A 26,892-nucleotide genomic window follows, 5' to 3' on the forward strand; every position below is an offset into this window, starting at 1 on the left:
GCCCTAGATGTGCAGGACTCGGCCGTAAGCGTCCAGAGCGGCTTCGTGCATCGCCTCCGACATGGTCGGGTGGGCGTAGACGATGCCGTGCAGATCTTCCTCGGTCGCTTCCAGGGTGATGGCCGTGACGAAGCCCTGGATCATTTCGGTCACTTCGTGGCCGATCATGTGGGCGCCGATCAGGGCGCCGGTCTTGGCGTCGAATACGGTTTTCACGAAGCCTTCGGTCTCGCCCGCGGCCACGGCCTTGCCATTGACCTTGAACGGGAAGCGCCCCGCCTTGACCTCGATACCGGCCGCCTTGGCGCCGGCCTCGGTGTAGCCGACCGAGGCGACCTGCGGATTGGCGTAGGTGCAGCCCGGAATCGGCGAGTGAACGTTCGGGGTCTTGTAGCCGGCGATCGCCTCCGCGGCGTGGATGCCTTCGTGACTGGCCTTGTGGGCCAGCCAGGGCGCGCCGGCGATGTCGCCAATGGCGTAGAGGCCCGGGACATTGGTCTTGCCGTGCTTGTCGGTGACGGCGTGACCACGATCCAGGTTCAGGCCGACGGCGTCCAGACCCTCGCTGTTCGGCGCGATGCCGACGGCGACGATGCACTTCTCGGCCGTCAGCTGTTCGATCTTACCGCCGACGTCGACGGTGACCGAGACGCCGTCCTTGGTCTTCTCGACCTTGCTGACCTTGGCGCCGATGCGGAACTTGATGCCGCGCTTCTCGAACGCCTTCTGGGCGGCCTTGGAGACCTCGGCGTCCTCGACCGGCATGATCCGGTCCAGGGCTTCGACGACGGTCACCTCGGCGCCCAGGGCGCGGTAGAAGCTGGCGAACTCGATACCGATGGCGCCCGAGCCGATCACGACCAGCGACTTGGGCATGGTCTTGGGCGCCAGGGCGTCGCGATAGGTCCAGATCTTGTCGCCGTCCGAGACCGCGCCGATCGCCGGAATCTCGCGAGCGCGGGCGCCGCTGGCCAGGATGACGTTCTTGGCCTGGACCGTACGGCTGCCGCCGGCCTTCAGGGCGATGACGAGCTTGGGCGCGGGATCGCCTTTCTCCAGCTTGGCCTCGCCCTCGATGACCTCGATCTTGTGCTTCTTCATCAGGAAGGCGATGCCGCCCGACATGGTCTTGGCCACGCCGCGCGAACGCTCGATGATCTTGGTGAAGTCGAAGGCCGGCTTTTCGACCGACAGACCGTAGCTGTCCAGGTGCGACAGCTGTTCGAAGATCTCGCCCGACTTCAGCAGGGCCTTGGTGGGAATGCAGCCCCAGTTCAGGCAGATGCCGCCCAGGTTCTCACGCTCGACGATCGCCGTCTTCAGACCCAATTGGCTGGCGCGGATCGCGGCCACATAGCCGCCAGGACCGGCGCCGATGACGACGACATCGAATTCCGTGGACATGTTCATCTAACCCTAGCTTGGACGTCGTCCGTGGGAAGCCGGACGGCCTAGATCGATCGGCCCGCGAGCCGATCCGGGAGAAACTAAAGCAGCGCCTCGACCGCGACCTTGAGGTCTTCGGGCTTCACGGTCGGCGCGAAACGTTCGACGACCTCGCCGTCCTTGCCGATCAGGAACTTGGTGAAGTTCCATTTGATCGCCTCGGTGCCCAGCAGGCCCTTCTGCTCCTTCTTGAGGTAGCGGTAGAGCGGGTGGGCGTCGGCGCCGTTGACGTCGATCTTGCTCATCACCGGGAAGGTCACGTCGTAGGTCAGCGAGCAGAAGTTCGCGATCTCCTCGGCGTTTCCCGGCTCCTGAGCGCCGAACTGGTTGCAGGGGAAGGCAAGGACTGTGAAGCTGCGATCCTTGTAGGCCTTGTAGAGCGTCTCGAGGCCCTCGTACTGAGGCGTGAACCCGCACTTGCTGGCGGTGTTCACGATCAGCAGCACCTGGCCGCGATAGTCGGCCAGGCTCACGTCCTGGCCGTCCAGCGTCTTGGCCGAATAATCGTAGACCGACATGCTCGCCTCCAGCCCTGAACCAGATCAAACGATCAGGGTCAGCGGCTCTTCGATCAGCGGCTTGAAGGCCGCCAGGAACTTGGCGCCGATAGCCCCGTCGACCACGCGGTGATCGCAGGTGAGGGTCACGGTCATCACGGTGGCCACGGCCAGTTGGCCGTCCTTGACCACCGGACGCTGCTCGCCGGCCCCGACGCTCATGATCGCGCCCTGCGGCTCGTTGATGATCGAGGCGAACGCCTTGATGCCGAACATGCCGAGGTTGCTGACCGAGAAGGTGCCGCCCTGGAATTCCTCGGGCTTCAGCTTCTTGGACTTGGCGCGAGCGGCCAGATCCTTCACCTCGGCCGAGATCTGGGCCAGGCCCTTGGTCTCGGCGGCGCGGACGATCGGGGTGATCAGGCCGCCGTCGATGGCCACGGCCACGGCGATGTCGGCATGCTTGTGCATGGCGATGCCTTCCGGCGTGTAGGAGGCGTTGGCCTCCGGCACGCGCTTCAGGGCCACGGCCACGGCCTTGATGATGATGTCGTTGACCGACACCTTCACGCCCTGGTCGCTCAGCAGGCTGTTGATCTTGGCGCGCGCGGCCAGCAGGGCGTCGATCTCCAGATCGATCGTCAGCGGGAAGTGCGGCACGTCGCGGAAGCTGTCCGTCAGGCGGCGCGCGATCGTCTTGCGCATGCCGTCCAGCGGAATGAGGTCGTAGGAGCCGGCGGGGATGCCCATCTGCTCCAGCGACTGGACCTTGCGCGGCTCGGCGGCGGCCGGAGCGGCGGCGGCGGGCGCCGCAGCTGGCGCAGCCTTGGCGGCCGGAGCGCCCGACTTGGCGGCTTCCACGTCGGTCTTGACCACGCGGCCGTGCGGACCCGTGCCCTTGATGCCCTTCAGGTCCAGGCCGGCGGCCGAAGCCAGGCGGCGGGCCAGCGGCGAGGCGAAGACACGCGAACCGTCGGCGGCGACCGGCGCCGGCGCGGCGGGAGCCGGGGCCGCTGCGGGCGCGGCGGCAGGCGTCGGAGCGGCGGCGGCCTTGGGCGCTTCAGCCTTCGGAGCCGGCGCGGGGCTTTCGCCCTCGCCCGCCAGCTTGGCGATCAGGGCGTTGACCTTGACGTTCTCGGTCCCGGCGTCGACCAGGATGGCTTCGACGACGCCTTCATCGACGGCTTCGACTTCCATCGTCGCCTTGTCGGTCTCGATCTCGGCGATCACGTCGCCGGCCTTGACGGTGTCGCCGACCTTGACGTGCCACTTGGCGAGGGTTCCCTCCTCCATGGTGGGCGACAGGGCGGGCATCAGGATGTCGATCGACATTGAGCTTTTTCCTCAATCGTTCGGGACTGTGTCGGCCCATGGTGTGCTGGGGCGCCGTCCGCGATACCCCGCTTGAAACGGGATGAATTCATTGGCCGAGACGATGCGGCCCCTGCCCGTCTGGAGCAAGGGCCGCGCCGGTCTTAGCGGTAGCTGACCGCCTTGGCCGCCTTGACGATCTTCTCGACCGAAGGCAGCGACAGGGCTTCCAGGTTGGCCGCGTACGGGAGCGGTACGTCTTCCTGGTGAACCCGCAGCGGCGGGGCGTCCAGGTAGTCGAAGCCGAACTCCGTGATCCGGGCGACGATCTCGGCGCCGACGCCCATCGGGCCCCAACCTTCCTCGACCGTGACCAGGCGATTGGTCTTCTTGACGCTTTCCAGGACGGTGGCGTGGTCCATCGGGCGGATCGTGCGCAGGTCGACGACCTCGGCCGAAATGCCTTCCTTCTCCAGCTCCTCGGCCGCCTTAAGCGCGAAGCCGACCATGCGGCTGTAGGCCACCAGCGTCACGTCCGAGCCTTCGCGACGGACCTTGGCCTTGCCGATCGGCACGACCCAGTCCTCGACGTCCGGAATGTCGAATTCGTGGCCGTACATCATCTCGTGTTCGAGGAAGACGACCGGATTCGGATCGCGGATCGCGGCCTTCAGCAGGCCCTTGGCGTCGGCCGCGTCGTACGGCGCGATGACCTTCAGACCCGGGACGTTGCCGTACCAGGCGGCGTAGTCCTGGCTGTGCTGGGCGCCGACGCGCGAGGCCGCGCCGTTGGGGCCGCGGAACACGATCGACGACTTGATCTGGCCGCCCGACATGTAGAGGGTCTTGGCGGCCGAGTTGATGATGTGGTCGATCGCCTGCATGGCGAAATTCCAGGTCATGAACTCGACGATCGGCTTCAGCCCGGCCATCGCCGCGCCGACGCCCATGCCGGCGAAGCCGTGCTCAGTAATCGGGGTGTCGATGACGCGCTTGTCGCCGAACTCCTGCAGCAGTTCACGGCTGACCTTGTAGGCGCCCTGGTACTGGGCGACTTCCTCGCCCATCAGGAAGACGCGGTCGTCCTTGCGCATTTCCTCGGCCATGGCGTCGCGCAGGGCGTCGCGGACCGTGATCTTCTTCATCGGCGTACCCGCCGGGATTTCCGGGTCGGCGAAGGTCGAGGCGGCCGAGATCGGGCCGGCGGCGGCAGGAGCAGCGGCGACCGGAGCCGGGGCGGCTTCAGCGGCGGGGGCGGCGGCCGGAGCGGCCGGAGCCGCGGCTTCGCCCTCGCCCTTCAGGCGCGCGATCAGGGTGTTGACCTTGACGTTCTCGCTGCCGGCCGGAACCAGGATGGCTTCCACCACGCCTTCATCGACGGCTTCGACTTCCATCGTCGCCTTGTCGGTCTCGATCTCGGCGATCACGTCGCCAGCCTTGATGGTGTCGCCTTCCTTGACGAGCCACTTGGCCAGGGTGCCTTCCTCCATCGTGGGGGAAAGCGCGGGCATCAGGATGTCCGTCACTCGGCGGCCTCCAGGTAGACGTCAGTATACAGTTCCGAGGGATCAGGCTCGGGGCTCGTGCGAGCGAACTCGGCGGCCTCGGCGACAATGCGCTTCACGTCCGCGTCGACGCCCTTCAGGTCGTCCTCGGTCACGCCGGCCGCGGCCAGGCGTTCCTTGATGTGGTCGATCGGGTCGCGGGTCGTCTTGACCTCGTCAACCTCTTCCTTGGTGCGGTACTTGGCCGGGTCCGACATCGAGTGGCCGCGATAGCGATAGGTCTTCATCTCGAGGATGTACGGACCCTGGCCGCTGCGGGCGTGCTCCGTGGCGCGGGCGCCGGCTTCACGGACGGCGACGACGTCCATGCCGTCGACTTCCTCGCCCGGAATGCGGAACGACGTGCCGCGCTTGTGGAACGCGGTTTCCGAGGCGGCGCGCTCGACGCTGGTGCCCATGGCGTACTGGTTGTTCTCGATCACGTACACGACCGGCAGCTTCCACAGCTGGGCCATGTTGAAGCTCTCGTAGACCTGGCCCTGGTTGGCCGCGCCATCGCCCATATAGGCGTACGAGACCTTGCCGTTGCCCTTGTAGTGGTTGGCCAGCGCAAGGCCGGTGCCGAGCGCGACCTGGGCGCCGACGATGCCGTGCCCGCCGTAGAAGCCAGCGGCGACGTCGAACATGTGCATCGACCCGCCCTTGCCCTTGGACGAACCGCCGGCGCGGCCGGTCAGCTCGGCCATGACTTCTCGGGGATCCATGCCCGCGGCCAGCATGTGACCGTGATCACGGTAGCCCGTGATGATCTGGTCGCCCTCCTGCGAAATCGACTGCATGCCGACCGCGATGGCTTCCTGACCGATGTAGAGGTGGCAGAAGCCGCCGATCAGGCCCATGCCGTACAGCTGGCCGGCGCGCTCCTCGAAGCGGCGGATCAGCAGCATGTCCTGATAGAATTTCAGGAGTTCGTCTTTCCCGACGAAAGCGTTGACACCGGTGTCTACCGCCTTCCCCGCCGAGGCCTCAGCCTTGCGCGTGCGCGCCATTCAAATCTCCCTGGCCAATCTTCATCGCGGCCTTCGTCCTGAGAGCGCCACCCGCCGAAAAAACGTCGGTTCCGCGTGGGAGGCGCCCTGGTGTCTCGCCAAGATCAATCCGGGATCGGGTGATCCACGTACTGACCGACAGCCGATTCCAAGAATAGGCGACCCGTCAGCTCGGACGCTTGACCCGGATCACATAGTCCCTCGGGTCGGCATATCCTAGAAGCGAGCGCGCGCGCTCCTCCAGGAGATCAGCCGACAGACTGCCGCTGCGTAATAGACGAGCACGGGCCTCAAGGTCCATCCTCTCCGCGCGTATCTTCCTGAGTTCCTTTGTTTTTGCTGCGAGGTCCGCATTGCGCTGCGAAATGGACAGCAGACCCCGATCACCTGTCAGAGCGTGAAAGGCGAAGTAGAAAATCAGGAAAAAGATCGCCGCGGTCGGCAGGAAGGGTTGCAGTCGGGCGAACATCTCAGGGTCCCAGAGAGGGATTCGTAGGATCGCCGACCGTGCTTAACGCCTTCTAAATCCAGGTGTTGAGCGGTGTCTTTAACAGTTCGCCACTCAGGCGAACGATGCTTTCACGTGAGATCGTTTCACGCGCATCTAGATACTGCGCCGCCGAAGCCATTTCGCGACCGCGAAGGGCGCGGAAATGGTCTCGCTTGAAACCACTGCCGAGCTTTTAGAAAATTTGTGGGTTAACGGTGTCGGGGACCGCACGAACGTCTTCGTCATTCGGCCTGGCGACCAGAATCGCACCAGAAATGCAAAAGGCGCGGCCCTTTTCGGAAGCCGCGCCTTCGCGAGATCTAGCGATCTGGAGGGTCTTAGCGGCCCTTCAGCGCCGCGCGGCCGGCATAGACGCCTTGATCGTCCAGCATCTCTTCGATGCGCAGCAGCTGGTTGTACTTGGCGGTGCGGTCCGAGCGGGCCAGCGAGCCCGTCTTGATCTGACCGCAGTTCAGGGCGACGGCCAAGTCGGCGATCGTGCTGTCCTCGGTTTCGCCCGAGCGGTGGCTCATGACGCTGGTGTAGCCGTGGCGGTGCGCCAGATCGACGGCGTCGATGGTTTCCGACAGCGTGCCGATCTGGTTGACCTTCACCAGGATCGAATTGGCCAGGCCCTTGTCCAGGCCCATCTGCAGGCGCTTGGGGTTGGTCACGAACAGATCGTCGCCGACCAGTTGCACCTTCTTGCCCAGGGTGTCGGTCAGCAGCTTCCAGCCGTCGAAGTCGTCCTCGGCCATGCCGTCCTCGATCGACAGGATCGGGAACTTCGAGGCCAGGCCGGCCAGGTAGTCGACCATCTGGGCCGGGTCGAGAGACCTGCCCTCGCCTTCCAGCTCGTACTTGCCGTTCTTGAAGAACTCGGTCGAGGCGACGTCCAGGCCCAGGACGAAGTCCTCGCCAGCCTTATAGCCGGCCTTCTCGCCAGCCTTGACGATGAAGTCGAGCGCGGCTTCGGCCGAGGCCAGGTTCGGGGCGAAGCCGCCCTCGTCGCCGACGTTGGTGTTGTGGCCGGCGTCCTTCAGAGCCTTCTTCAGGCTGTGGAAGATCTCGGCGCCCATGCGCAGGGCTTCGCGGAATTCCTTGGCGCCGGTCGGCAGGATCATGAATTCCTGGATGTCGATCGGATTGTCGGCGTGGGCGCCGCCGTTGATGATGTTCATCATCGGGGTCGGCAGCACGCGGGCGTTCACGCCGCCGACGTACTTGTAGAGCGGTTGGCCGGCCGACTCGGCGGCGGCCTTGGCCGTGGCCAGCGAGACGCCGAGAATGGCGTTGGCGCCCAGGCGGGCCTTGTTCGGCGTGCCGTCCAGCTCGATCAGTAGATTGTCGACGCGGCGCTGGTCCTCGGCGTCCACGCCGGCAAGGGCGTCGAAGATCTCGCCGTTGACCGCGTCCACGGCCTGCAGGACGCCCTTGCCCAGGTAGCGGGCCTTGTCGCCATCACGCTTCTCGTTGGCTTCATGGGCGCCCGTCGAGGCGCCCGATGGCACCGCGGCGCGGCCGAAGGCGCCGTCGTCCAGGATCACGTCGACTTCGACGGTCGGGTTGCCCCGGCTGTCGAGAATTTCGCGGGCGATGATGTCGACGATCTCGGTCATGGGCTGCTCCTAGAGGCCAAAAGGCGCGCCCGCCTTTAGCCGCCAAGCGCCGCGGGCGCAACTTGACTTCCCCTGGACAGGCGCCGATCACCGGTCACAACGGCGGAAACATGCCTCAGACGTTGTAGATCGGCGTGAGGCCGTTCCTCTGGCCCAGCTTGAACAGGACCCTGTCCGAGCCGAAGTCGAGCTCGACCTTGGCGAACAGCTTCAGCACGTCCACGCCCAGCAGAACCGCCGGTCGGTCATTCAGCGACCAGACGTCGAAGATGTGCACGTCGGCGAAGGCCATGGGGATGTTGGTCAGCTGCAGATTGCCCATGGTGATCGACGGCACGACGCGGAACTCGCCCAGATAGACCTCGCCGCCGGCCGTCAGCAGGCGTGCGGGCTTGACGAAGTCCGGCACGCGCCGCCGCTTGGCGGCGACCGCCCGCTGCAGGGCCATGTTTCCAATCGATACGCCGCCGCCAGAATCGATGAAGGCCACCGAGCGCGTGCCGGCGACCCGGGCGTCGGTCAGGGTCAGGCGCCCGAAGCGGGCGTCGGCCGGCAATGAGATCTCATCGGCCTTGCGGGTCATTTCCGAGAAGAACTGGCTGCGGCGGATCAGGAGTCGCCGGTTGCGGAAGTCCATGACGACGTTGCGCCGGTCGAGGATGTCGACGCCCAGCAGGCCGTCGGCCCCGACGCGTTCGTAGGGCAGCACGGGCAGGACCGCCGCGCCCATCCGAGCTTCGCCGGCCCGCATGCTGTCGATCCGCGCCGTCGGACTGGTTATGGCGCTGGAGATGCCGTGGATGAGGATCTGCGGGCCCGCCGCCAGGTTCAGCTTCTCGGCGACCGCCGGCGTCAGCACACTGCGCCCGGCTCCGGTGTCCACCACGAAGTTGAAGGGGCCCTGCCCGTTGATCTCGACCTCGACCGTGAGGCGATCGTCAGCGTCCAGCGAGGCGTCGAGGATCAGCACCGGATCGTCCGGCGGCGGCGGCGCGGTCGCTGACGGCAGAGTCTGATTGACGGAAACGGGGGTGATGACCTCGGCCATGGCCGACGACGCGGTCCCAGAAAGCCCTAGTCCTGAAATTCCCAGTCCCGCCGTGATATTCCGGCGTGTGAGCATGGGCGTACCTCCCAGCTCGGAGGCTAACACCTTTTTTATGCGTACGACGAAAATACGACGAAAAACGCCGCCCGGGCGAACCAGGCGGCGTTTTCGAAATCGTCACTGACGAAAGGAGACCTTAGTCTTCCTTCGGCGTCAGGATCTGCTTGCCGTTGTACATGCCGGTCTTCAGATCGACATGGTGCGGACGGCGCAGTTCGCCGGTGTCCTTGTCCTCGATGAACGAGTTGGCGCCCAGGGCGTGGTGCGACCGGCGCATGTTCCGGCGAGAAGGCGAAGTTTTTCTTTTAGGAACGGCCATCGAAGTGACTCTGCTCGTTGAGCGTGAAAATCGAGAGCGGCGACTCGGGGGTGCCCAGGTCGCCGCGTGAGGGCGCGCTTATGCCCGAATCTCTTCGGAGATGCAACAGCGTGCTTCAGACCAGTCGACCGTGCTCCTTGGCCGCGGCGATGAAGCTGGCGAAAAGCGGGTGCGGAGCGAACGGACGGCTCTTCAGTTCCGGGTGATACTGCACCCCGATGAACCACGGATGGTCGTCCCGCTCGACGATCTCGGGCAGCACGCCATTGGGCGAGCGGCCGGTCAGTTTCAGGCCGGCGTCCTCCATCAGGTGGGCGTAGCCGATATTGACCTCGTAGCGGTGTCTGTGGCGCTCGCTGATCTCGGTCGCGCCGTAGATCTCGGCGACCTTCGATCCCGAGGTCAGGACGGCGTCATAGGCCCCCAGGCGCATGGTGCCGCCCAGATCGTCGTTGGCGCGGCGCTGGACCGTCTCGTTGCCCTTGATCCACTCGGTCATGATGCCGACCACGGGACGCTCGGTGGGGCCGAACTCGGACGAGCTGGCGTCCTTGATGCCGGCGACGTTCCGCAGGGTCTCGATAACCGCCATCTGCATGCCGAAGCAGATGCCGAAGTAAGGCACCTTCCGCTCCCGGGCGAACTGGGCCGCGCGGATCTTGCCTTCCGCGCCCCGCTCGCCGAAGCCGCCGGGCACCATGATGGCGTGGGCGTTCTCGAGACGGGCCGCGGCCGCGCCCTCGTCGCCCTCGAAGGTCTCGCTCTCGACCCAGTCCAGGTTGACCTTGACCCTGTTGGCCAGGCCGCCGTGGTGCAGGGCCTCGATCAGCGACTTGTAGGCGTCCTTGAGCACCGTGTACTTGCCCACGACGGCGATGGTGACCTCGCCGTCGGGGTGCTGGACGGTGTCGTCGATGGTCTTCCAGCGCGCCAGGTCTGGGGCCGGCGCATCGCTCATGCCGAAGACGTCGAGGACTTCGGCGTCCAGGCCCTGCTCGTGATAGTCGATCGGCACGGCGTAGATGGACGAGGAGTCCATGGCCTGGATGACCGCGCTGGGGCGGACATTGCAGAACTGGGCGATCTTGCGCTTTTCCTCGGCCGGGATCTCCTGCTCGCAACGGCAGAGCAGGATGTCCGGCTGGATGCCGATCGAGCGCAGTTCCTTGACCGAGTGCTGGGTCGGCTTGGTCTTCATCTCGCCGGCCGTCTTGATGAACGGCAGCAGGGTCAGGTGCAGGTAGCAGCTCTGGCCGCGCGGCAGGTCCTGGCGCAGTTGGCGGATGGCTTCGAAGAACGGCAGCCCCTCGATGTCGCCGACCGTGCCGCCGATCTCGACCAGCACGAAGTCGACGGGCTTCTTGCCCGTCTCGTCCATGGCCGGCGACAGGACGAAGTCCTTGATCTCGTTGGTGACGTGCGGAATCACCTGGACGGTCGCGCCGAGGTAGTCGCCGCGGCGCTCCTTCTCGATGATCGTCTTGTAGATCTGGCCCGTCGTGATGTTGTCGGCCTTCTTGGCCGACACGCCGGTGAAGCGCTCGTAGTGGCCCAGGTCGAGGTCGGTCTCGGCCCCGTCATCGGTCACGAAGACCTCGCCGTGCTGATACGGGCTCATCGTGCCCGGATCGACGTTGAGATAGGGGTCGAGCTTGCGAAGGCGAACCGTGTAGCCACGCGCTTGCAGCAGCGCGCCGAGCGCCGCCGAGGCCAAACCCTTGCCAAGCGAGGAAACCACGCCGCCGGTGATGAAAATGTACCGCGTCATGGGCGATCAGTTTACCCGTGATTCGACGACGCCGGAAAAAGACCTGCGTTCATCAACAAGATTAAACCCCCGAGGTCGCCCTCGGGGGTCAGTGGAAGACCGTCTTGGGACGGTTATTGTTGTTTGGGCTGTTCCGCTGGCGGGGCCGCGACCGTCGGGGTCGGGGCGGCGGCGGCCGGCTTTTCAGCCGGTTTGGCGGGCTTCTTGGCTTCGGCCTTGGGGACCGACGGGGTCGGCGCCAGAAGCGCGGGTTGCGCGGCGGCCGGGGCCGGCGTGTTGATCTGCGGGGTCGGGGCCTGGATGGCGCCCGGCTGGTTGTCCGGCGAGGCCGGCAGCGAGTTCAGCGACCCGGGCGGCGGGGTCGGCGCGGCGTTCAGCGTCTTGGCGTCCAGGCCCTTGACCTGGTCGGCCACCGATCCGCCGGTATTGGCGCGCCCCGTCAGAATGGTCAGGGTCAGGCTGATCAGCAGGAAGACCGAGAACAGGATCCAGGTGATGCGGGTCAGAAGGTCACCGGCGCCGCGGGCGGTCATGAAGCCGGAGTTGCCGCCACCCATGCCCAGCGCGCCGCCTTCGGAGCGCTGCATGAGCACTACCCCGATCAGGCAAAGGCAGACGACGATATTGATGGCCAGCAGGACGCCGATAAGCATGTGGAATGTATTCTCGATCCGGGCGCGGGCGAAATGCCGCGTTAAAAACGAAGCGGCCCCTCTACCACTAGCGAGCGCTCCGCGCCATAGCTGGGAAGCGCGCCGACAAACGCAACCCCGAAAGCCAGACCGCCCCATCGCATGATCATCGAGACCGAACGCCTGACCCTCACGCCGCTGACGGTCGACGACGCGCCCCTGATCTATCCGTTCCTCAGCGACGCCGAGGTGATGTCCAACCTCGACCAGGAGCCGATCGAGGATCCCGACGAGGTGGCCAGCCGCGTCGCCGCCCAGGTGGAGGAGATGGCCGCCGGCGACGCCGCCTACTGGAGCATCCGCCACACCCAGAGCGGCGACTACCTGGGCTATTGCGAATTCGTCGACATCGACCGGCGTCACGATCGGGCCGAGATTCGCTTCGTCATCGACCGCAAGGGCTGGGGCCAGGGCTTCGGCGCCGAGGCGGTCAGCGCCCTCCTCGCCCATGCCGCTGGCAGCGGCCTCAAGAGCCTGGTGGCCAGCATCCATGTCGGCGACAACCGCGCCGAGCGCCTTCTGGACAAGCTGGGCTTCAAGGCCGAGGGCTACCTGAAGGGCGCGGTGCACCGCGACGGCGAGCGGCGGGATCGGCGGCTGTACGGGCTGCGGCTGTAGACGCACGGCTTCGCCGCTTCACGCGATCGCTCGCTGAAGGTGTGGAAAGGGAGGCGGAGCGCCGGACAGCGTCCGGAGTTTGGAAATAGAAATACCGTTTCGACGAAGCCCAACGCTCCGCGCGATCGTTATTCGCCAGCGTCCCGTCGGGTGGCCCTGTTCAGGCCTTACCGGGACCCGGACTCTTCCGTTTCCGGAAGACCCCAGCGGTCGAAGAGGACGGGCTTACAGCCTGACACGCCCTTTTGCCTCCAACCACGCCGACGGCGGGCGGGTGAGCCCAGCAAGCCCATCCCCGGACCGTCCGAGTATCCCCCTCGAACCTGACCCCGCTCGATCACCCCCCGCCGCCGCAATCGGTCGCTGGCCATGCGCCCTTTCCTCGCGACGAGGTGGAGAGAGAATACGACAGGTTTTAAGGCCGGGGATGGAGGGCGGCGAATGCTCGTGAGTCACCCTTCTCCCCTTGAGGGAGAAGGTGGCCGCCGAGGGCGGTCGGATGAGGGGTCACACGGGGCTAACCGCTTGCGCCGTAAAGCTAATCCGACAGGCTTGTCACCCCCTCATCCGGCGCCGCGCGCCACCTTCTCCCGCAAGGGGAGAAGGAAAAACGCTCGCATGCAAACGGGATTGGCGGCCCGCCCTACTCCTTGGCCAGCCGGGCCAGCACGGTGAGTATCTTCTCCGCCGCGTCGAGGCGTTGGGCCGGGGTGTCCCACTCGCCCTTGACTACGACCTTCTGGTCCGGACGCACCTTCCAGATCAGGCTGTTCTTGCCGACGTACTGCATCAGCCCCAGCGGATTGGCGTAGGTGTCGTTGCGGAAGCTGGCGACCGCGCCCTTGGGCCCGACGTCGATCTTGGCGACATTGGCCTCGCGGCACAGGCCCTTGATGGCGACGACCTTGAGCAAGCTGTCGGTCTCGGGCGGCAGCGGGCCGAAACGGTCGATCATCTCGGCGGCCAGGGCTTCACGATCGGCGGCCTGCTCGGCGTCGGACAGGCGGCGATAGAGCGACAGGCGCACGTTCAGGTCGGGAACATACTCGTCGGGGATCATCACGGCCGCGCCGGTGTTGATCTGCGGCGACCAGCCCCGGTCTTCCAGCAAGGCCTCCTGGCCCTGCCGCTGGCGCAGCTCGGCGACGGCGTCCTCCAGCATCTGCTGATAGAGCTCGACGCCGATCTCCTTGATGTGGCCGCTCTGCTCGTCGCCCAGCAGGTTGCCGCCGCCGCGCTGGTCCAGGTCGTGGCTGGCCAGCTGGAAGCCGGCCCCCAGGCTGTCCAGCGACTGCAGCACCTGCAGGCGCTTCTCGGCCGACAGGGTCAGCGACTTCTCGACCGGCGTGGTCAGATAGGCGTAGGCGCGGGCCTTGGAGCGGCCGACGCGTCCGCGGATCTGATAGAGCTGGGCAAGGCCGAACATGTCGGCGCGGTGGACGATCAAGGTGTTGGCCGACGGGATATCGAGCCCACTTTCCACGATCGTGGTCGCAAGGAGAACGTCGTACTGGCCCTCGTAGAAGGCCGTCATCACGTCTTCCAGCTGGGTGGCCGCCATCTGGCCGTGGCCGACGACGTACTTCACCTCGGGCACCTGGGTGCGGAGGAACTTCTCGATGTCCTCCAGGTCCTTGATGCGCGGCACCACGTAGTAGGACTGGCCGCCGCGATATTTCTCGCGCAGCAGCGCCTCGCGCAGGGTCACCGGATCGAACGGGCTGATATAGGTCCGCACCGCCAGGCGATCGACCGGCGGGGTGGCGATGATCGACATCTCGCGGATGCCCGACAGCGCCATCTGCAGGGTGCGCGGGATCGGCGTGGCGGTCAGGGTCAGCATGTGCACGTCGGCGCGAAGCTCCTTGAGCTTCTCCTTGTGCTTGACCCCGAAGTGCTGCTCCTCGTCGACGATGACCAGGCCCAGGTCCTTGAACGACACCTGCTTGGACAGGATGGCGTGGGTGCCGACCACGATCTCCATCTGACCATTGGCCAAGCCCTCGCGGGTTTCGGCGGCTTCCTTGCCGGTGACCAGCCGCGACAGGCGCGTGACCTTGACCGGCCAGCCCTGGAAGCGGTCCTTGAAGGTCTTGTAGTGCTGCCGGGCCAGCAAGGTCGTCGGGCAGACGACCGCCACCTGCTTGCCGCTCATCGCCACCACGAAGGCCGCGCGCAGGGCCACTTCTGTCTTGCCGAAGCCGACGTCGCCGCAGATCAGGCGGTCCATCGGCTTGCCGGACGACAGGTCCTCCAGCACGTCGTGGATGGCGCTGAGCTGGTCGTCCGTCTCCTCGTAGGGGAAGCGGGCGCAGAACTCGTCGAACACGCCGTGTGGCGGGTCGGTCGACTCGACGGACTTGAGCTGGCGGGCCGCCGCGATCTGGATCAGGCCCTCGGCCATGACCCGCAGGCGCTCCTTGGCCTTGGCCTTGCGGCCCTGCCAGGCGGCGCCGCCCAGCTTGTCCAGCTGCACGGTCTCGGGATCCGAGGCGCCGTAGCGGGTCAGCAGATCGATGTTCTCGACCGGCAGGTACAGCTTGGCCTCGCCGCCGTAGAGCAGGTCCAGGCAATCGTGCGGCGCGCCCTGGACGTCGAGGGTCTTGAGGCCCTCGTAGCGGCCGATGCCGTGATCGATGTGGACGACCAGGTCGCCCGGCGTCAGGGCGCTGGCCTCGGCCAGGAAGTTGGCGGCGCGGCGCTTCTTGCGCGGGCGGGCCAGGCGATCGCCGAGAATGTCGGTCTCGGAGATGACGGCCAGGCTGTCGGTCTCGAAGCCGTGGTCCAGCGGCAGCACGACGCGCTGCGGGATCTTCGGATCGTTGGCCTTGGCCGCCTGCCAGTAGGCGGCATAGGGGATCTTCTTGAGGCCGTGGTCGGCCAGCATGGTCCCCAGGCGCTCGGACGAGCCCTCGGACCACGAGCCGAACAGCACCCGCTTGCCGGCGGCGGCCAGGGCCTTGGCGTGGTCGGCGGTGGCCTCGAACAGGTTGACGCTGTCCTGGGCCCGCTCGGCGGCGAAGACCCGGCCCAGCTTGGCGCCCATGTCGACGACGTCCAAGCCCTGGGGCTGGAACGGCGTGAACAGGCGGTGGGTGCGGTCGGTGAGCTCGCGGTCCCATTCGGCGGCGGTCTGGTAGAGCGCCTGCGGCGCCAGCGGGCGATAGGCCGACTTGCGGTCGGCGCTGGCGCGGGCCTCGTAGGCGTCCAGGATCATCGACAGGCGCTCGTCGCGAGCCTCGGTCGTCTGATGGTCGACGCCGATCAGCGCGCCGGCCGGCAGATAGTCGAACAGGCTGGACATCCGCTCATAGAACAGCGGCAGCCAGTGCTCGAGCCCGGCGCGGCGGCCGCCCTCGCTGACGGCGGCGTAGAGCGGATCATCGCCAGGCGCGCCAAACGCCGCGACATAGCCCTTGCGGAACCGCGAAATTCCGTCGGCGTCCAGCAGGGCCTCGCTGACCGGCAGAAGGTCGATCGCCTTCAGCTGCTTGGTCGAGCGCTGGGTCTCGGGGTCGAAGGCGCGGATGCTCTCCAGCGTGTCGCCGAACAGATCCAGGCGCACCGGCTCCTCGGCGGCCGGCGGATAGACGTCGATGACGCCCCCGCGGATCGCGAACTCGCCGCGCTCGGAGACGGTGGAGGCGCGGGCGTAGCCGTTGACCGCGAAATAGCGCTCCAGGTCCTTGATATCGACGACATTGCCGACCCTGGCGCTGTAGCTGGCGCGCAGCAGCACATCCTTGGTCGGCACGCGCTGCAGCAGGGCCGGCGCGGGCATGACGAGAATGGCGGGCTTCGTCTCGCCCAGCCCCCGGGCCAGACGCGACAGGGTCGCCATCCGCGTGGCCGAAACACCCGAGGACGGGCCGATGCGGTCGTAAGGCAGGCAGTCCCACGAGGGCAGCAGCACCGCCTCGATCTCGGGGGCGAAGAACTTCAGGGCGTCGACGAAGGCGTTGGCGCGAGCGGTGTCGCGGGCCACGAACGCGGTCAGGCCGCCGCGCGCCCGGGCGATGTCGGCCATCACCAGCGCGTCGAAGCCTTCCGGCGCGCCCGCGAGCGTCAGGCCGCCGGCGGCCTTGGCGATCTGTTTAGCGTCGTAACTCATGTTTCTAGGCGCCGTCCCCGGCCGGGCGCGAGGCGTGCGCCTGGAACCTGAACGCGCGGATCATCGCCAGGACGTCCGTCTCGAACTTTTCCGGGGTCGGCTCCTGGCCGACGATCCAGGCGTAGATCTCGCGATCCGACTCCTCGAGCAGCGTCTCGAGCGTGTCGATCTGCGCCGGGGTCAGGTTCGGGCCATGGACGTCCGCGAACGGGCCCAGAATGAGGTCCGCTTCCCGGAAGCCGCGATGCCAGGCGCGGAAACGAAGGCGCCTTAGGCGGGAGTCGTGGTCGATGGTCATGTGTCGGCCGATATAGAGCGGCGTCAGGGCTTGCGCCACTCCATGATGACCCAACCTGGTCTTCCCAATGCGCCTATCACCTTGCCTAGATTGACTTTGGCGACTTTCGGCTTATTTATCCCCAGCTTCGGAGCAGGTCTGGCGAATCCGCGCCGCCCGCTCGCCCAAGCACGGGCGGCTCCGGGTTTCAGACCAGCGTGTAAATGACCGAATTTTCCGACCTCGGGCTTTCGCCCACGACCCTGCAGGCGGTCGCCGATACCGGCTATACCACTGCGACCCCCATTCAGGCCCAGGCCATCCCAGTCGCCCTCGCGGGCCAGGACGTCCTCGGCATCGCCCAGACGGGCACCGGCAAGACCGCCGCCTTCACCTTGCCGCTGATCGACAAGCTGATGAACGGCCGCGCCAAGGCCCGCATGCCGCGCGCCCTGGTCATCGCCCCGACCCGCGAGCTGGCCGACCAGGTCGCCTCCAGCTTCGAGAAGTACGCCAAGGGCACCAAGCTCTCGTGGGCGCTGCTGATCGGCGGCGTGTCGTTCGGCGACCAGGAAAAGAAGCTGGACCGCGGCGTCGACGTCCTGATCGCCACCCCCGGCCGCCTGCTCGACCACTTCGAGCGCGGCAAGCTGCTGATGACCGGCGTGCAGTTCCTGGTCGTCGACGAAGCCGACCGCATGCTGGACATGGGCTTCATCCCCGACATCGAGCGCATCTTCAAGATGACGCCGCCCAAGAAGCAGACGCTGTTCTTCTCGGCCACCATGCCGCCGGAAATCACGCGCCTGACCAAACAGTTCCTCAAGGATCCGGTGCGGATCGAGGTGGCCAAGCCCGCCACGACCAACGCCAATATCACCCAATTGCTGGTCAAGGTCCCCTCCTCCGACCCGAAGGCCAAGCGCCTGGCGCTGCGGGCCCTGATCGAGAAGGCCCAGATCGAGACCGGCATCGTGTTCTGCAACCGCAAGACCGAGGTCGACATCGTCGCCAAGTCGCTGCGGTCGCATGGCTTCGACGCCGCCGCGATCCATGGCGACCTGGACCAGTCCCAGCGCACGAAGACCCTGGCGGACTTCCGCTCGGGCGCGCTGAAGATCCTGGTGGCCTCGGACGTCGCCGCGCGCGGCCTGGACATCCCGGCCGTCAGCCACGTCTTCAACTATGACGTCCCGCACCATGCCGACGACTACGTCCACCGCATCGGCCGCACCGGTCGGGCCGGACGCACCGGCATCACCTACATGCTGGTCACCCCGGGCGACGACAAGGGCTTCGACAAGGTCGTCAAGCTGATCGGTTCGACCCCCGAAGAAGAGAAGCTCGACCTCGACTACTCGAACGCCGTGACGGTGAAGCGCGAAGGCGATCGCGATCGCAAGCGCGGTCCCCGTGATCGCGGAGACCGCCCCGACCGCGGTGAGCGTCCGGCGCCGCGCGCCCGTGGCCGTCGCACCGAGGAAGCCGCCGCCGAGCCAGTCGAGGCCGCCGTTGTCGCCGCCGAGGCGCCGGAAGCCGCCGTCGCCGAGGAACGTCCCGCCCGCGAGCGTCGCCCGCGCCGCGAACGCGAACCCCGCGCCGCCGCCCCCACCGCAGAGACCGAGCGTCCCGAACGCGCGGAACGCCCCGCCCGCGCCGAACGTCCGGAGCGTGCTGAACGCGCCGACCGTCCGGAACGCGGCGAACGCGCCAGCGAGCGTCCCGAGCGCCCGGTGCGCGGCGTCCAGCCGATCCGTGATCGCGACGACGACGACCGTCGCGTGGTCGGCTTCGGCAACGACGTCCCCGCCTTCCTGGTGCGTCCGCCGCGCGGCAAGTAAGCCCAGGCCGATCCTCCGAAAAGCAGAAGCGCCGGGCTCTCGTCCGGCGCTTTTCTTTTTGCGCCTCCCCGCCGCGTGGGAAGGATGGCTCCATTCGCGGAACGCTGTTATCCTGATGCTCGTTTTCGGCTCGATCGCGCCGAACAGGCCGGTCGCGCCCCACAAGAATATGGGAGACGCACATGGCCGCCATCGAACCCGACACCCTGCTCGCCGATAAGGAAGCCGTCCTGATCGCGCACGAGAAGACCTATCACGGTTTCTCGGTGCTGCTGCGCTGGTGCATGCTGGGCCTGGCGTCAACGATCAGTGCACTGACGGTCATGTTCGCGACGCCGGGCGGCTTCTGGGGCGGCCTCGTCACCTTCCTTGTGGTCTGGGTCGCCGGCTACTACGGCATGGTCCACCGCGAGGAGCAGCAGTCGCTCGACCCTTGGGCGCCCGGCCGCAAGGGCATCCTCTAAAGCGCCCTGATTTCTAGAGAGCGGCGTCCACGACGCCCAGCAGGTCGTCGAGCGGCGGCCTGAAGGCGAACTTGAAGCCGCGACGCAGTCGGGCCAGAACCGGCGCCTGCCGCGACGGGGCCGGTGACGCGCAGACATAGCCGCGCCAGTCGACGCCGACCTGGCGACAGGCCGCCCGCACCCACTGGCTGGTGAAGTTCAGCGGCTGGATTTCCACGACCCGCGCGCCCTTGGGCAGGAAGACCGCGTTGGCCAGGGCCGCGCCGCTGGCGCCGACCACGACCTCGGCGTCACGCATCAGGGCGACCTGCTCGGCCGCGCCCAGGGTCTCGGGCCGAACGATCGTGAAGCCGCGCGCGGCCAACGCCGTCTCGAAGGCCGCCTCGCCGATCATCACCCGCATCGACTGGCCGCGCCGCGAGAGATAGACGCGGCGCGCGCGCCGTCCGGTCGGCGCCCGGGCCAGCACGCGGGCGGCGACATCCGCGACCAGACCGTTCGGGTGATGCAGGAAGTGGTCCATGCTGGTGGCGAACACCGCCCGCTTCACCCGCGCGACTGGCGCGGCGACCTCGCGAATCTCAAGATCCGGAAAGGCCATGCCGATCAGGTCGCGTTGCCAGGCGGTTAGCTTGGGCGCCAGGGCCGGAACGCCGTCCAGCAGACCCGCCTGCTCCAACGTCAGCAGCGACGGCAGGGCGTCGATGACGAAATGACCGTAGTTGAAGGTCGCGCCCCAGGGCAGGAACACGGCGCCGGCCTCGATCTCAGGCGCCGACGCCGGCGGGACGAAGCGCGCGGCGTTGTCCAGCACGCCCGGAAGGGCCGACAGATCCCCCGACCCATGTCGGGCCTCGCCGATCGTGGCGTTGTAGAGCGCGCCGTCCGCGCTGATCAGCCCGCCGAACCGCGGAAACCACCAGCTGTCGCCGACCGCGCAGAACGCCGGAACATTGACCGGCGGGCGCGCGGCGATGTCGTAAGGCCAGGCGGCGGCCTCCGGTCCGGCCAGCGTTCCCGGCGGCGCGCCGATGGAGGCGTCATACTCCGGCGCGAACGCCACCCCGGTCTCGCCCCGCCTGAACCGCTCGCGCAGTTCCGCCGTCAGCATGGGCGGCAGGTCGCGAGCTTCGACGATGGGGCGCAGGAACAGCGGCGCGGTCATGCGCCGCTTGGAGCATGACCCGCCGCGCTTGGCTACGTCTTGGAACCCTACTTCTTGATTTCGCCCGCCAGGTACTTGCGGATCCCCTCCCCGTAGGGCGGGCGCAGGCCCAGCATCGGCGCGATGTCCTTCTTCAACTGCTGGAACACCGCCTTGCGGTGGCTGAACTCTCGGAAGCCGTCATGGCCGTGATAGGCGCCCATGCCCGCCGGACCGACGCCGCCGAACGGCAGGTCTTCCTGGGCGACGTGGAAGATCACGTCGTTGACCGTCACGCCGCCGCTGGTGGTGCCCGCCAGCACGCGGTCCTTCTCGGCTTCGTCGGTCCCGAACCAGTAGAGGGCCAGCGGCCGGTCGTGGGCGTTCACATAGGCCACGGCCTCATCGACGGTCTTGTAGCCCTTCACCGGCAGGACGGGGCCGAAGATCTCCTCCTGCATCACCGTCATGTCGTCGGTGGGATCCAGGATCAGGGTCGGGGCGATCTTGCGGTGCTCCTGCTGGGACAGGTCCTCGCCGCCCGGATTGATCTCGATCACCCGCGCGCCCTTGGCCCGGGCGTCGTCGACATAGCCCTTGACCCGGTCGTAGTGACGCTGAGCGACCACGGCCGTGTAGTCGGGATTGTCCTTGATGGTCGGGAAGTAGCGGCCGACGGCGGCCTGGGCTTCCTTGACGAAGTTCTCGACCTCTTCCTGCGGGGCCAGGACATAGTCGGGCGCCAGGCAGATCTGGCCGGCGTTCAGGGTCTTGCCGTTCATGATCCGCGCCGCGGCCGTGGCCATGTCGGCCCCGCGCGACAGGATCACCGGGCTCTTGCCGCCCAGCTCCAGGGTCACCGGCACCAGATTCTCGGCCGCCGCCCGCATCACGTGGCGCGCCACCGAGGTCGCGCCGGTGAAGACCAGGTGGTCGAAGGCCAGTCCCGAGAAGGCCTGCCCGACCTCGGGGCCGCCGACGAACACCGCGACCTCCTCCTCAGAGAACGCCTTGGCGAACATCGCCTTCAGCAGGTCGGAGGTCGCCGGCGTGAACTCCGAGGGCTTGATCATCGCCCGGTTGCCGGCCGCGAACACTCCAGCCAGGGGCGCGAAGGTCAGGTTGACCGGGAAGTTCCATGGACTGATCACTCCGACCACGCCCTTGGGCTGCCACTGCACCGTGGCCTTGGCGCCGAACAGGCCCAGGATCGCCGGCGTGGTCTTGCGCTTCTCCGGCCTCATCCATTTGGCCAGGTTCTCGCGGGCGAACTTCAGCGGGCCGATCGAGCCGGCGACGTCGGTCAGGGCCGTGGCCTCGGGCGAGCGCGAGCCGAAATCTTCGTTAACCGCCTTGGCGATCTGCGCCTGGTGGCCGACCAGCAGGTCGATCGAACGGTTCAGCCAGTCGATCCGCTTCTCGGCGCTGGGCGCGCCATCGCGCAGATGCGCGGCCTTTTGACGCCGCAGGACGTCGCTCATGGCCGCCTTGTGGGCGTCGAACGACAGATTGACCGGTGCGTTCATGATGTTCGCCTCCCTACCTCACCCGGCGCCATGGCGGCGCGGTGCTCATCTTATCGATGATAACCATGAAGGTTGGTCGTTTCTTACGCAAGAGAACGTCGTTCTTAACGCCTCGTAAGAACTCTCCGCCTTAAGGTCGCGCTCCAAGCGTCGGCGTTTCCGCGAGGGGAACCGCTGAACGGGGGAAGAAGAGATGTCGGACGTCGAAACCACGTTGCGCGGTCCCGAGGCCTACAAGATTGCTTCGCGCGCTCTGGAGCTCATGGAGCGTCACCAGGTGTGGCCGACCGCGCTGAACTTCGAGCTGTGGACCCACTATGTGGCCGATCCCGACGGCGCCCTGGCCCGCGAACTGACGCGTCTGATTTCCCTCGGCGAGCCGATGACCGAACTGGTCAGCGAAGAGCTGGCCGCGACCTACCTGCCCAAGGCGCGCCTGAACGAACAGATCCGTGACGCCGGCGACCTTCTGTCGAAGGAACTGGAAGCGGTCTCCAAGGCCATCCACAACGCCCAGAAATCCAACGCCGCCTTCGGCAAGGAACTGGCCGGGGCGACCAAGAGCCTGGACAGGACGACCGACGTCGACGCCATCAAGACCCTGGTCGGCAGCCTGGCCGAAGCCACCCGCCGCGTGCACAAGGAAAACCAGTCGCTGGAAACGCGCCTGGCCGACTCCACCGCCGAGGTCGAGCGCCTGCGCGAGCATCTTGAACAGGTTCGCCGCGACGCCACCACCGACGGCCTGACCAACCTGGCCAACCGCAAGGCCTTCGACGAAGAGCTGGAGCGCGCCTGCGCCGAGGCCGACGAGCAGAGCGCCTGCATCTGCCTGGCCGTGCTCGACATCGACCACTTCAAGGGTTTCAACGACACCTGGGGCCACCAGACCGGCGACCAGGTCATTCGCTATGTCGCCTCGGTGATCGGCCGCGTCGCCGCCCCGCCGCGGTTCGCCGCCCGCTACGGCGGCGAGGAATTCGCCATGATCTTCCCGCGCGAGTCGGCCGCGACCGTCGGCGCCACCCTGGAAGAAATCCGCGTCGAGGTCTCCTCGCGCATGCTCAAGCGCCGCTCGACCAACGAGGACCTGGGCGCCATCACCATTTCGTCGGGCTTCGCCGAGCGCAAACCGGGCGAGAGCGGACACTCGATCATGGAACGCGCCGACGTGGCGCTCTACGCCTCCAAGCGTGGCGGCCGCAACCGGGTCACGGCGGCGGAATCCATGCCGGCCTCGGCCAACGCGGCCTAAACCTCTTCAGCAGAAGACCTACCTTGGACGCCGCCGGTCTCACGATCGGCGGCGTTTCCTTTTGAAGATTCCACTAGCCTTCCCAAGGGGCAAAGGCGCTTAGACTCCCGCCAAAGACCAAGGGAGGCCTGCCGTGGACTATCAGAAGATCCGTGTCTCGACCGAGGGCGGCGTCGCCACCGTGACCCTCGCCGATCCGTCCACGCTGAACGCCGCCAGCCTGGAGGTCGCCCGCGAACTGATCCACGCCTTCTCATCGATCGCCGCTGGCAAGATCGAGGCGCGCGCGGTGATCCTGACCGGCGAAGGCCGTGGCTTCTGCTCGGGCGCCAACCTGTCGGGCGGCGGCGCGGCCGGGCGCGAACTGGACGTTGACGGCAAACCCGACGCCGGGTCGGCGCTGGAAAGCACCTACAACCCGCTGATGACCCTGCTGAAGGACTTCCCGCTGCCGATCGTGACGGCGGTGAACGGCCCGGCGGCCGGCGTCGGCTGCTCGATCGCCCTGATGGGCGACATCATCGTGGCGGCCGAGAGCGCCTACTTCCTGCAGGCCTTCCGCCGCATCGGCCTGGCGCCCGACGGCGGCTCGACCTACCTGCTGCCGCGCCTGATCGGCAAGGCGCGGGCCATGGAAATGATGCTGCTGGGCGACAAGATCCCGGCGGCCACGGCCCTGCAATGGGGTTTGGTCAACCGCTGCGTCCCGGACGACGAGCTGATCGGCGCCGCCACGGCGATCGCCCTGGAGCTGGCGCGGGGCCCGGCGGCGCTGGGGTTGATCCGCAAGCTGGTGTGGGACAGCCTCGACGCCGACTGGACTGGCCAACTTCACGCCGAGCGCAAGGCCCAGAAGCTCGCCGGCAAGACCGAGGACTTCCTCGAAGGCGTCAGCGCCTTCCTGCAAAAGCGCGCGGCGGCGTTCAAGGGGCGGTAGCGCCTCGCCATGCTGTGAGAAATCGGCCGGCGAACCGACTACCTCTGTATCTGGGGGAAGTCGGAGCCCATGGCCGAGCGTTCACAACAGCACGAACAGTATGTCCTCGCCTCGAAGGCGTTCGGGGCGGGACTAGCTCGCCTGTCCAGGGCCTACGAGGCCGACACCGACCTATGTCGCGATCTCCTTCAGGAGATTCATGTCGCATTGTGGCGCAGCCTCGCCCGCTTCGACGGGCGTTGCAGCCTGCGGACCTGGGCCTATCGCGTGGCGCACAATGTCGGCGCATCGCACATCGTCAAGCAGCGCGCGCACCTGTCGGGTCTGGTGACCCTGGACGACATCGACCCGCCCGCGCCCGATCCCACGCCCGAGGAGGCCGTCGGCGACCGGCAGGCGCACCGTCGATTGATGACGATCGTTCAGCGCCTGAAGCCGCCCGATCGCCAGGTGATGCTGCTCTACCTGGAAGACTTTGAAGCGAGCGAGATCGCCGAAGTCACGGGCCTGTCGCCGGGCGCCGTGGCGACGCGCATCTATCGCGCCAAGGCCTTGCTGGCCGCCGCCTTCGCGGAGAGAGATCGCCATGATTGACCCGAAAACCCTCTGGCTTGAACAGTCCCTGGAAGGACAGGACATGCGCCTGGAAGGCCTCCAGGCAAAGGTCCACGCCGAACTTGCCCGCGTTCGACGCGCGCGGGTCCTGTTGGTCTTGGCCGCCCTGGCGGGCATGAGCATAGGTGTGCTTCAGGCCGTCCTGGCGTCGACCCTGCTGGTGCGACTTGGCGAGGGCCTGCTCGCGGCGGGGTTTCTGCTCTTCCTGGTCCTGGGCTGGCGTCGGCTGGCGCGGACACCGCCCGACACCGCGGAGACCTGCGTGGCCTTCCTGCGGCAGAGCCTTGTCCGGCGGCGCGAGGCGGCGCTGGGCGGATGGGTTATTTTCGTGGCGCCGCTGCTGCCAGGGCTGTGGGTGACCTTCATCGGCCTCGCCATCGCCGCTGGGCGTCATTGGGAGCGGCTCTTGCCCATTGCGGCGCTCCTGGTCGCATGGCTGGTGATCGCGATGGCGTTGCAAGCCAGGGAGGCCTTCAAGGTCGCCGTCGAGATCGCCCGTTTCGATCGCGACGCCCTAGGCCGAGGCCTGTAACGCCAGCAGCACGGCCAAGGCCTCCTCAGCCCGTTCGATCGGCACGAAGACATGGTCGTGATTGAGCGCCGCGACCATGTTGCAGGCGATCCCGGCCCGCGCCAGAGCGGTCGCCACCGCAGCGGTCAGGCCGACGCCGTCGAGGGCCGAGTAGATATTCAGGGTGATCAGGGCCATCGGCGCTTCGACCGGGAAGCCGGCCGCCCGCGCCGCGCCGTGCTCCAGGATCAGGCTGACGCCCTCGGCTTCGCGGAACATGGCCAGTGGCGCCAGCGCCGCCCAGTCGCGGTCGCCGGCGGCGCAGAAGACATAGGCGCCGGGCTTCAGGTCCGGCGTCATGCCGGCGACCATTTCCCGAGCGCCGCGAATGACTTGCGTCATCCTTTCGAGGTCGCGAGATAGGGCTTGTAGCTCTTTTCCTCGACGATCTCCGAGCCGGCGGCTTCGTTGATGGCGCGCTTGATGGCGGCGCGCTTGTCGTTGTCGATATAGACGCGGCGGGCCAGGGCCACGAAGTCCGGGCCGAAGTCCTGGCGGCGTTCGCAGTCGCGCTTGCCGTCCTCGATATCCCAGAGGGCGGCGTTGACCGTGGTCAGTTCCTCGGTCAGCCGGGCGATGTCGGGATTGTCGGGCAGGTGCTCGGCCGCCGTGGCTTCCAGCAGGGTCAGTTCCTTGCGGACATTGGCTTCCTTGGCCGGATCGCCGATGCGCTGAGCCTTGACCCGCAGGATGGTGATCTTGTCGACGAGTTCGCCCGCCGAGATCGGCGCGAGGATGGACATTCAGGCGGTTCCCGTAACCAGACGTTCGAGCGCCGCCCAGGCCGCGTCGACCGGCAGGGCGCCCATGCCGCTTCCGTAGTCCTCCGCGACCAGCATCTCAAGGCGCCGAGCGGCGGGGCGGAACTTCACCGACTTGCGGCGGTCCTGCTGCAGAGACAGCAGCGGCGCGCCGCCGGCGGCCAGCATGTGGCCGGGGCCGGCGTCGTTGGCGACACCCGCCGCCAGTCGTCCGGCCAGGGCGATGACCAGCAGCGGCCCCTTCACGGCCGTGAAGCCGTCCGTGCGGTGGCGCTCGGGCTGCAGGGCCTGAGGGATTTCTCGCGCGACCACGGCGGCGTCTTCGGCCTCGTCGGGGCCGAAGAAGAACACCGGCGTCCAGCCCTTGGCGACGATCCGGCGGGCGAGCTCAAGATAGTGCTCCAGCGGCCAGCGCTTGTCCTGACCGCCCGCGCCGGGCGCCAGGCCGACATAGGTCGGGCCGGTCGGCAGCAGGGCCTCGGCGGCGTTGAGAGCATCGACATTATTGAGCGCCAGGGGCTTCGGCGCGCCCTGCCCGTCCGTGGCCAGAGCCAGCAGTCGCGCCAGGCGGTCGGTGACGGCCGCCGGCCAGTCCTTGTCGCGCGCGTGACGGGCGGCCGAGACGAAGCGCCCGCTCACGCCGCGCCGGGCGACGCCGCTGCGGCGGAGGTTCTCCTGGGTGTCGATGACGAGGTCGAACTTGCGGCCGCCGAACGGCTTGCTCCACGGCAGGCTATCCATCGGTCGCGCGCCGTTGCGGCCCTGCAGAATCACCTCGTCGACATAGCCGGCGACCACGGCCTTCAGCGGCCCGGCATAGACCGTCTCGCCCTTGGCCGCGCACCAGCTGATGCGGGCCTCGGGAAAGGCCGCGCGCAGGCCGGCGATGAAGGGCAGCTTGATCAGGCCGTCGCCGATCACCTCGCCCATCGAATAGATCAGAACCGTCTGGACCATGCGCCGGCTTA

25 protein-coding genes and 1 pseudogene are annotated in these 26,892 nt (G+C 67.2%); 7 read left to right on the forward strand and 19 right to left on the reverse strand.

Annotated features, from left to right (window positions below; genetic code table 11):
- Nucleotides 1-3: 3 nt before the first annotated feature.
- The 11 genes from lpdA to secG form a co-directional block, all read right to left on the reverse strand.
- Nucleotides 4-1,404: a dihydrolipoyl dehydrogenase gene (gene lpdA, locus AC07R7_RS15440; protein ID WP_492885176.1), complete on the reverse strand. Its 1,401-nt coding sequence runs from the start codon at nt 1,402-1,404 to the stop codon at nt 4-6.
- An 83-nt stretch (nt 1,405-1,487) separates the two neighbouring features.
- Nucleotides 1,488-1,964: a glutathione peroxidase gene (locus AC07R7_RS15445; protein WP_494635785.1), complete on the reverse strand. Its 477-nt coding sequence runs from the start codon at nt 1,962-1,964 to the stop codon at nt 1,488-1,490.
- A gap of 24 nt (nt 1,965-1,988) precedes the next feature.
- The gene (locus AC07R7_RS15450; RefSeq protein ID WP_494635786.1) at nt 1,989-3,275 is read right to left on the reverse strand and encodes a pyruvate dehydrogenase complex dihydrolipoamide acetyltransferase; all 1,287 of its coding nucleotides are present in this window, start codon (nt 3,273-3,275) and stop codon (nt 1,989-1,991) included.
- A 143-nt stretch (nt 3,276-3,418) separates the two neighbouring features.
- The gene (locus AC07R7_RS15455) at nt 3,419-4,780 is read right to left on the reverse strand and encodes a pyruvate dehydrogenase complex E1 component subunit beta (protein ID WP_494635787.1); all 1,362 of its coding nucleotides are present in this window, start codon (nt 4,778-4,780) and stop codon (nt 3,419-3,421) included.
- Complete coding sequence (pdhA, locus tag AC07R7_RS15460) at nt 4,777-5,808, reverse strand: pyruvate dehydrogenase (acetyl-transferring) E1 component subunit alpha (RefSeq protein WP_492885168.1); 1,032 nt, start codon at nt 5,806-5,808, stop codon at nt 4,777-4,779. The genes AC07R7_RS15455 and pdhA overlap by 4 nt, the downstream gene beginning before the upstream one ends.
- Before the next feature lie 166 nt (nt 5,809-5,974).
- Complete coding sequence (locus AC07R7_RS15465; protein WP_047405705.1) at nt 5,975-6,277, reverse strand: FtsB family cell division protein; 303 nt, start codon at nt 6,275-6,277, stop codon at nt 5,975-5,977.
- A 359-nt stretch (nt 6,278-6,636) separates the two neighbouring features.
- Nucleotides 6,637-7,917, reverse strand: coding sequence for a phosphopyruvate hydratase (gene eno, locus AC07R7_RS15470; RefSeq protein WP_492885166.1), 1,281 nt, complete (start codon nt 7,915-7,917; stop codon nt 6,637-6,639).
- 115 nt (nt 7,918-8,032) lie between these two features.
- The gene (locus AC07R7_RS15475) at nt 8,033-8,965 is read right to left on the reverse strand and encodes an aspartyl protease family protein (RefSeq protein ID WP_494635788.1); all 933 of its coding nucleotides are present in this window, start codon (nt 8,963-8,965) and stop codon (nt 8,033-8,035) included.
- Between the two features lie 196 nt (nt 8,966-9,161).
- Nucleotides 9,162-9,344, reverse strand: a complete 183-nt coding sequence (gene rpmF, locus AC07R7_RS15480; protein ID WP_010919589.1) for a 50S ribosomal protein L32 — start codon at nt 9,342-9,344, stop codon at nt 9,162-9,164.
- A gap of 115 nt (nt 9,345-9,459) precedes the next feature.
- Entirely contained in the window at nt 9,460-11,112 is a 1,653-nt protein-coding gene (gene pyrG / locus AC07R7_RS15485; protein WP_492838472.1) for a CTP synthase, read from the reverse strand.
- 113 nt (nt 11,113-11,225) lie between these two features.
- A complete protein-coding gene (gene secG, locus AC07R7_RS15490) occupies nt 11,226-11,765 on the reverse strand; it encodes a preprotein translocase subunit SecG (RefSeq protein ID WP_494635789.1) in 540 nt (179 codons plus the stop codon).
- A gap of 141 nt (nt 11,766-11,906) precedes the next feature.
- Between secG and AC07R7_RS15495 the strand changes: the two genes are divergently transcribed.
- Entirely contained in the window at nt 11,907-12,422 is a 516-nt protein-coding gene (locus AC07R7_RS15495) for a GNAT family N-acetyltransferase (protein WP_494635790.1), read from the forward strand.
- Between the two features lie 234 nt (nt 12,423-12,656).
- Here AC07R7_RS15495 and AC07R7_RS15500 read toward each other — a convergent pair.
- The 3 genes and pseudogenes from AC07R7_RS15500 to AC07R7_RS15510 all read right to left on the reverse strand — a co-directional run.
- Nucleotides 12,657-12,779: pseudogene (locus AC07R7_RS15500) on the reverse strand (hypothetical protein); the annotation flags it as partial.
- A gap of 286 nt (nt 12,780-13,065) precedes the next feature.
- Nucleotides 13,066-16,533 (reverse strand): transcription-repair coupling factor, encoded by a 3,468-nt coding sequence (mfd, locus tag AC07R7_RS15505; RefSeq protein ID WP_494635791.1) that lies wholly within the window; start codon nt 16,531-16,533, stop codon nt 13,066-13,068.
- Between the two features lie 4 nt (nt 16,534-16,537).
- Complete coding sequence (locus AC07R7_RS15510) at nt 16,538-16,831, reverse strand: FAD assembly factor SdhE (protein ID WP_492885514.1); 294 nt, start codon at nt 16,829-16,831, stop codon at nt 16,538-16,540.
- A gap of 203 nt (nt 16,832-17,034) precedes the next feature.
- On the opposite strand from AC07R7_RS15510, the gene AC07R7_RS15515 reads away from it, so the two are divergent.
- On the forward strand, nt 17,035-18,651 hold the full coding sequence (locus AC07R7_RS15515) for a DEAD/DEAH box helicase (protein ID WP_494635792.1): 1,617 nt from the start codon (nt 17,035-17,037) through the stop codon (nt 18,649-18,651).
- Nucleotides 18,652-18,833: 182 nt separating this feature from the next.
- Nucleotides 18,834-19,115, forward strand: coding sequence for a hypothetical protein (locus AC07R7_RS15520; RefSeq protein ID WP_494635793.1), 282 nt, complete (start codon nt 18,834-18,836; stop codon nt 19,113-19,115).
- A 13-nt stretch (nt 19,116-19,128) separates the two neighbouring features.
- Here the strand turns inward: AC07R7_RS15520 and AC07R7_RS15525 are convergent, their stop codons facing one another.
- Together AC07R7_RS15525 and AC07R7_RS15530 are read right to left on the reverse strand one after the other, a co-directional pair.
- A complete protein-coding gene (locus AC07R7_RS15525; RefSeq protein ID WP_494635794.1) occupies nt 19,129-20,280 on the reverse strand; it encodes a glycosyltransferase family 61 protein in 1,152 nt (383 codons plus the stop codon).
- 47 nt (nt 20,281-20,327) lie between these two features.
- On the reverse strand, nt 20,328-21,785 hold the full coding sequence (locus tag AC07R7_RS15530; protein WP_494635795.1) for a coniferyl aldehyde dehydrogenase: 1,458 nt from the start codon (nt 21,783-21,785) through the stop codon (nt 20,328-20,330).
- Between the two features lie 193 nt (nt 21,786-21,978).
- On the opposite strand from AC07R7_RS15530, the gene AC07R7_RS15535 reads away from it, so the two are divergent.
- The 4 genes from AC07R7_RS15535 (at nt 21,979) to AC07R7_RS15550 (ending at nt 25,124) form a co-directional block, all read left to right on the forward strand.
- Complete coding sequence (locus AC07R7_RS15535; protein ID WP_494635796.1) at nt 21,979-23,040, forward strand: GGDEF domain-containing protein; 1,062 nt, start codon at nt 21,979-21,981, stop codon at nt 23,038-23,040.
- Between the two features lie 133 nt (nt 23,041-23,173).
- Nucleotides 23,174-23,977: an enoyl-CoA hydratase/isomerase gene (locus tag AC07R7_RS15540; protein WP_494635797.1), complete on the forward strand. Its 804-nt coding sequence runs from the start codon at nt 23,174-23,176 to the stop codon at nt 23,975-23,977.
- Between the two features lie 69 nt (nt 23,978-24,046).
- The gene (locus tag AC07R7_RS15545) at nt 24,047-24,571 is read left to right on the forward strand and encodes an RNA polymerase sigma factor (protein WP_494635798.1); all 525 of its coding nucleotides are present in this window, start codon (nt 24,047-24,049) and stop codon (nt 24,569-24,571) included.
- On the forward strand, nt 24,564-25,124 hold the full coding sequence (locus AC07R7_RS15550) for a hypothetical protein (RefSeq protein ID WP_492885143.1): 561 nt from the start codon (nt 24,564-24,566) through the stop codon (nt 25,122-25,124). Before AC07R7_RS15545 ends, AC07R7_RS15550 begins: the two co-directional genes overlap by 8 nt.
- Here the strand turns inward: AC07R7_RS15550 and AC07R7_RS15555 are convergent.
- From AC07R7_RS15555 to AC07R7_RS15565, 3 genes are read right to left on the reverse strand one after another with little or no spacing between them, the layout of a single operon-like run.
- Nucleotides 25,107-25,505 (reverse strand): ACT domain-containing protein, encoded by a 399-nt coding sequence (locus AC07R7_RS15555; protein ID WP_494635799.1) that lies wholly within the window; start codon nt 25,503-25,505, stop codon nt 25,107-25,109. The two genes, AC07R7_RS15550 and AC07R7_RS15555, sit on opposite strands and share 18 nt — an antisense overlap.
- On the reverse strand, nt 25,502-25,906 hold the full coding sequence (locus tag AC07R7_RS15560; RefSeq protein WP_494635800.1) for a DUF6165 family protein: 405 nt from the start codon (nt 25,904-25,906) through the stop codon (nt 25,502-25,504). Before AC07R7_RS15560 ends, AC07R7_RS15555 begins: the two co-directional genes overlap by 4 nt.
- The gene (locus tag AC07R7_RS15565; RefSeq protein WP_494635801.1) at nt 25,907-26,881 is read right to left on the reverse strand and encodes a glycosyltransferase family 9 protein; all 975 of its coding nucleotides are present in this window, start codon (nt 26,879-26,881) and stop codon (nt 25,907-25,909) included.
- Nucleotides 26,882-26,892: the final 11 nt, after the last annotated feature.

It is taken from the genome of Caulobacter sp. GW821-FHT05F04 (assembly GCF_059419665.1).

Bases quoted from the DNA above. Each gene is read 5' to 3' on its own strand.
- AC07R7_RS15565 (WP_494635801.1), bottom strand. From the start codon at position 26,881: ATGGTCCAGACGGTTCTGATCTATTCGATGGGCGAGGTGATCGGCGAC.
- AC07R7_RS15520 (WP_494635793.1), top strand. From the start codon at position 18,834: ATGGCCGCCATCGAACCCGACACCCTGCTCGCCGATAAGGAAGCCGTC.
- pyrG (WP_492838472.1), bottom strand. From the start codon at position 11,112: ATGACGCGGTACATTTTCATCACCGGCGGCGTGGTTTCCTCGCTTGGC.
- mfd (WP_494635791.1), bottom strand. From the start codon at position 16,533: ATGAGTTACGACGCTAAACAGATCGCCAAGGCCGCCGGCGGCCTGACG.
- AC07R7_RS15465 (WP_047405705.1), bottom strand. From the start codon at position 6,277: ATGTTCGCCCGACTGCAACCCTTCCTGCCGACCGCGGCGATCTTTTTC.
- AC07R7_RS15560 (WP_494635800.1), bottom strand. From the start codon at position 25,906: ATGTCCATCCTCGCGCCGATCTCGGCGGGCGAACTCGTCGACAAGATC.
- AC07R7_RS15550 (WP_492885143.1), top strand. From the start codon at position 24,564: ATGATTGACCCGAAAACCCTCTGGCTTGAACAGTCCCTGGAAGGACAG.
- pdhA (WP_492885168.1), bottom strand. From the start codon at position 5,808: ATGGCGCGCACGCGCAAGGCTGAGGCCTCGGCGGGGAAGGCGGTAGAC.
- eno (WP_492885166.1), bottom strand. From the start codon at position 7,917: ATGACCGAGATCGTCGACATCATCGCCCGCGAAATTCTCGACAGCCGG.
- AC07R7_RS15495 (WP_494635790.1), top strand. From the start codon at position 11,907: ATGATCATCGAGACCGAACGCCTGACCCTCACGCCGCTGACGGTCGAC.
- AC07R7_RS15535 (WP_494635796.1), top strand. From the start codon at position 21,979: ATGTCGGACGTCGAAACCACGTTGCGCGGTCCCGAGGCCTACAAGATT.
- AC07R7_RS15445 (WP_494635785.1), bottom strand. From the start codon at position 1,964: ATGTCGGTCTACGATTATTCGGCCAAGACGCTGGACGGCCAGGACGTG.
- secG (WP_494635789.1), bottom strand. From the start codon at position 11,765: ATGCTTATCGGCGTCCTGCTGGCCATCAATATCGTCGTCTGCCTTTGC.
- AC07R7_RS15475 (WP_494635788.1), bottom strand. From the start codon at position 8,965: ATGGCCGAGGTCATCACCCCCGTTTCCGTCAATCAGACTCTGCCGTCA.
- AC07R7_RS15450 (WP_494635786.1), bottom strand. From the start codon at position 3,275: ATGTCGATCGACATCCTGATGCCCGCCCTGTCGCCCACCATGGAGGAG.
- AC07R7_RS15525 (WP_494635794.1), bottom strand. From the start codon at position 20,280: ATGACCGCGCCGCTGTTCCTGCGCCCCATCGTCGAAGCTCGCGACCTG.
- rpmF (WP_010919589.1), bottom strand. From the start codon at position 9,344: ATGGCCGTTCCTAAAAGAAAAACTTCGCCTTCTCGCCGGAACATGCGC.
- AC07R7_RS15555 (WP_494635799.1), bottom strand. From the start codon at position 25,505: ATGACGCAAGTCATTCGCGGCGCTCGGGAAATGGTCGCCGGCATGACG.
- AC07R7_RS15515 (WP_494635792.1), top strand. From the start codon at position 17,035: ATGACCGAATTTTCCGACCTCGGGCTTTCGCCCACGACCCTGCAGGCG.
- lpdA (WP_492885176.1), bottom strand. From the start codon at position 1,404: ATGTCCACGGAATTCGATGTCGTCGTCATCGGCGCCGGTCCTGGCGGC.
- AC07R7_RS15510 (WP_492885514.1), bottom strand. From the start codon at position 16,831: ATGACCATCGACCACGACTCCCGCCTAAGGCGCCTTCGTTTCCGCGCC.
- AC07R7_RS15530 (WP_494635795.1), bottom strand. From the start codon at position 21,785: ATGAACGCACCGGTCAATCTGTCGTTCGACGCCCACAAGGCGGCCATG.
- AC07R7_RS15545 (WP_494635798.1), top strand. From the start codon at position 24,047: ATGGCCGAGCGTTCACAACAGCACGAACAGTATGTCCTCGCCTCGAAG.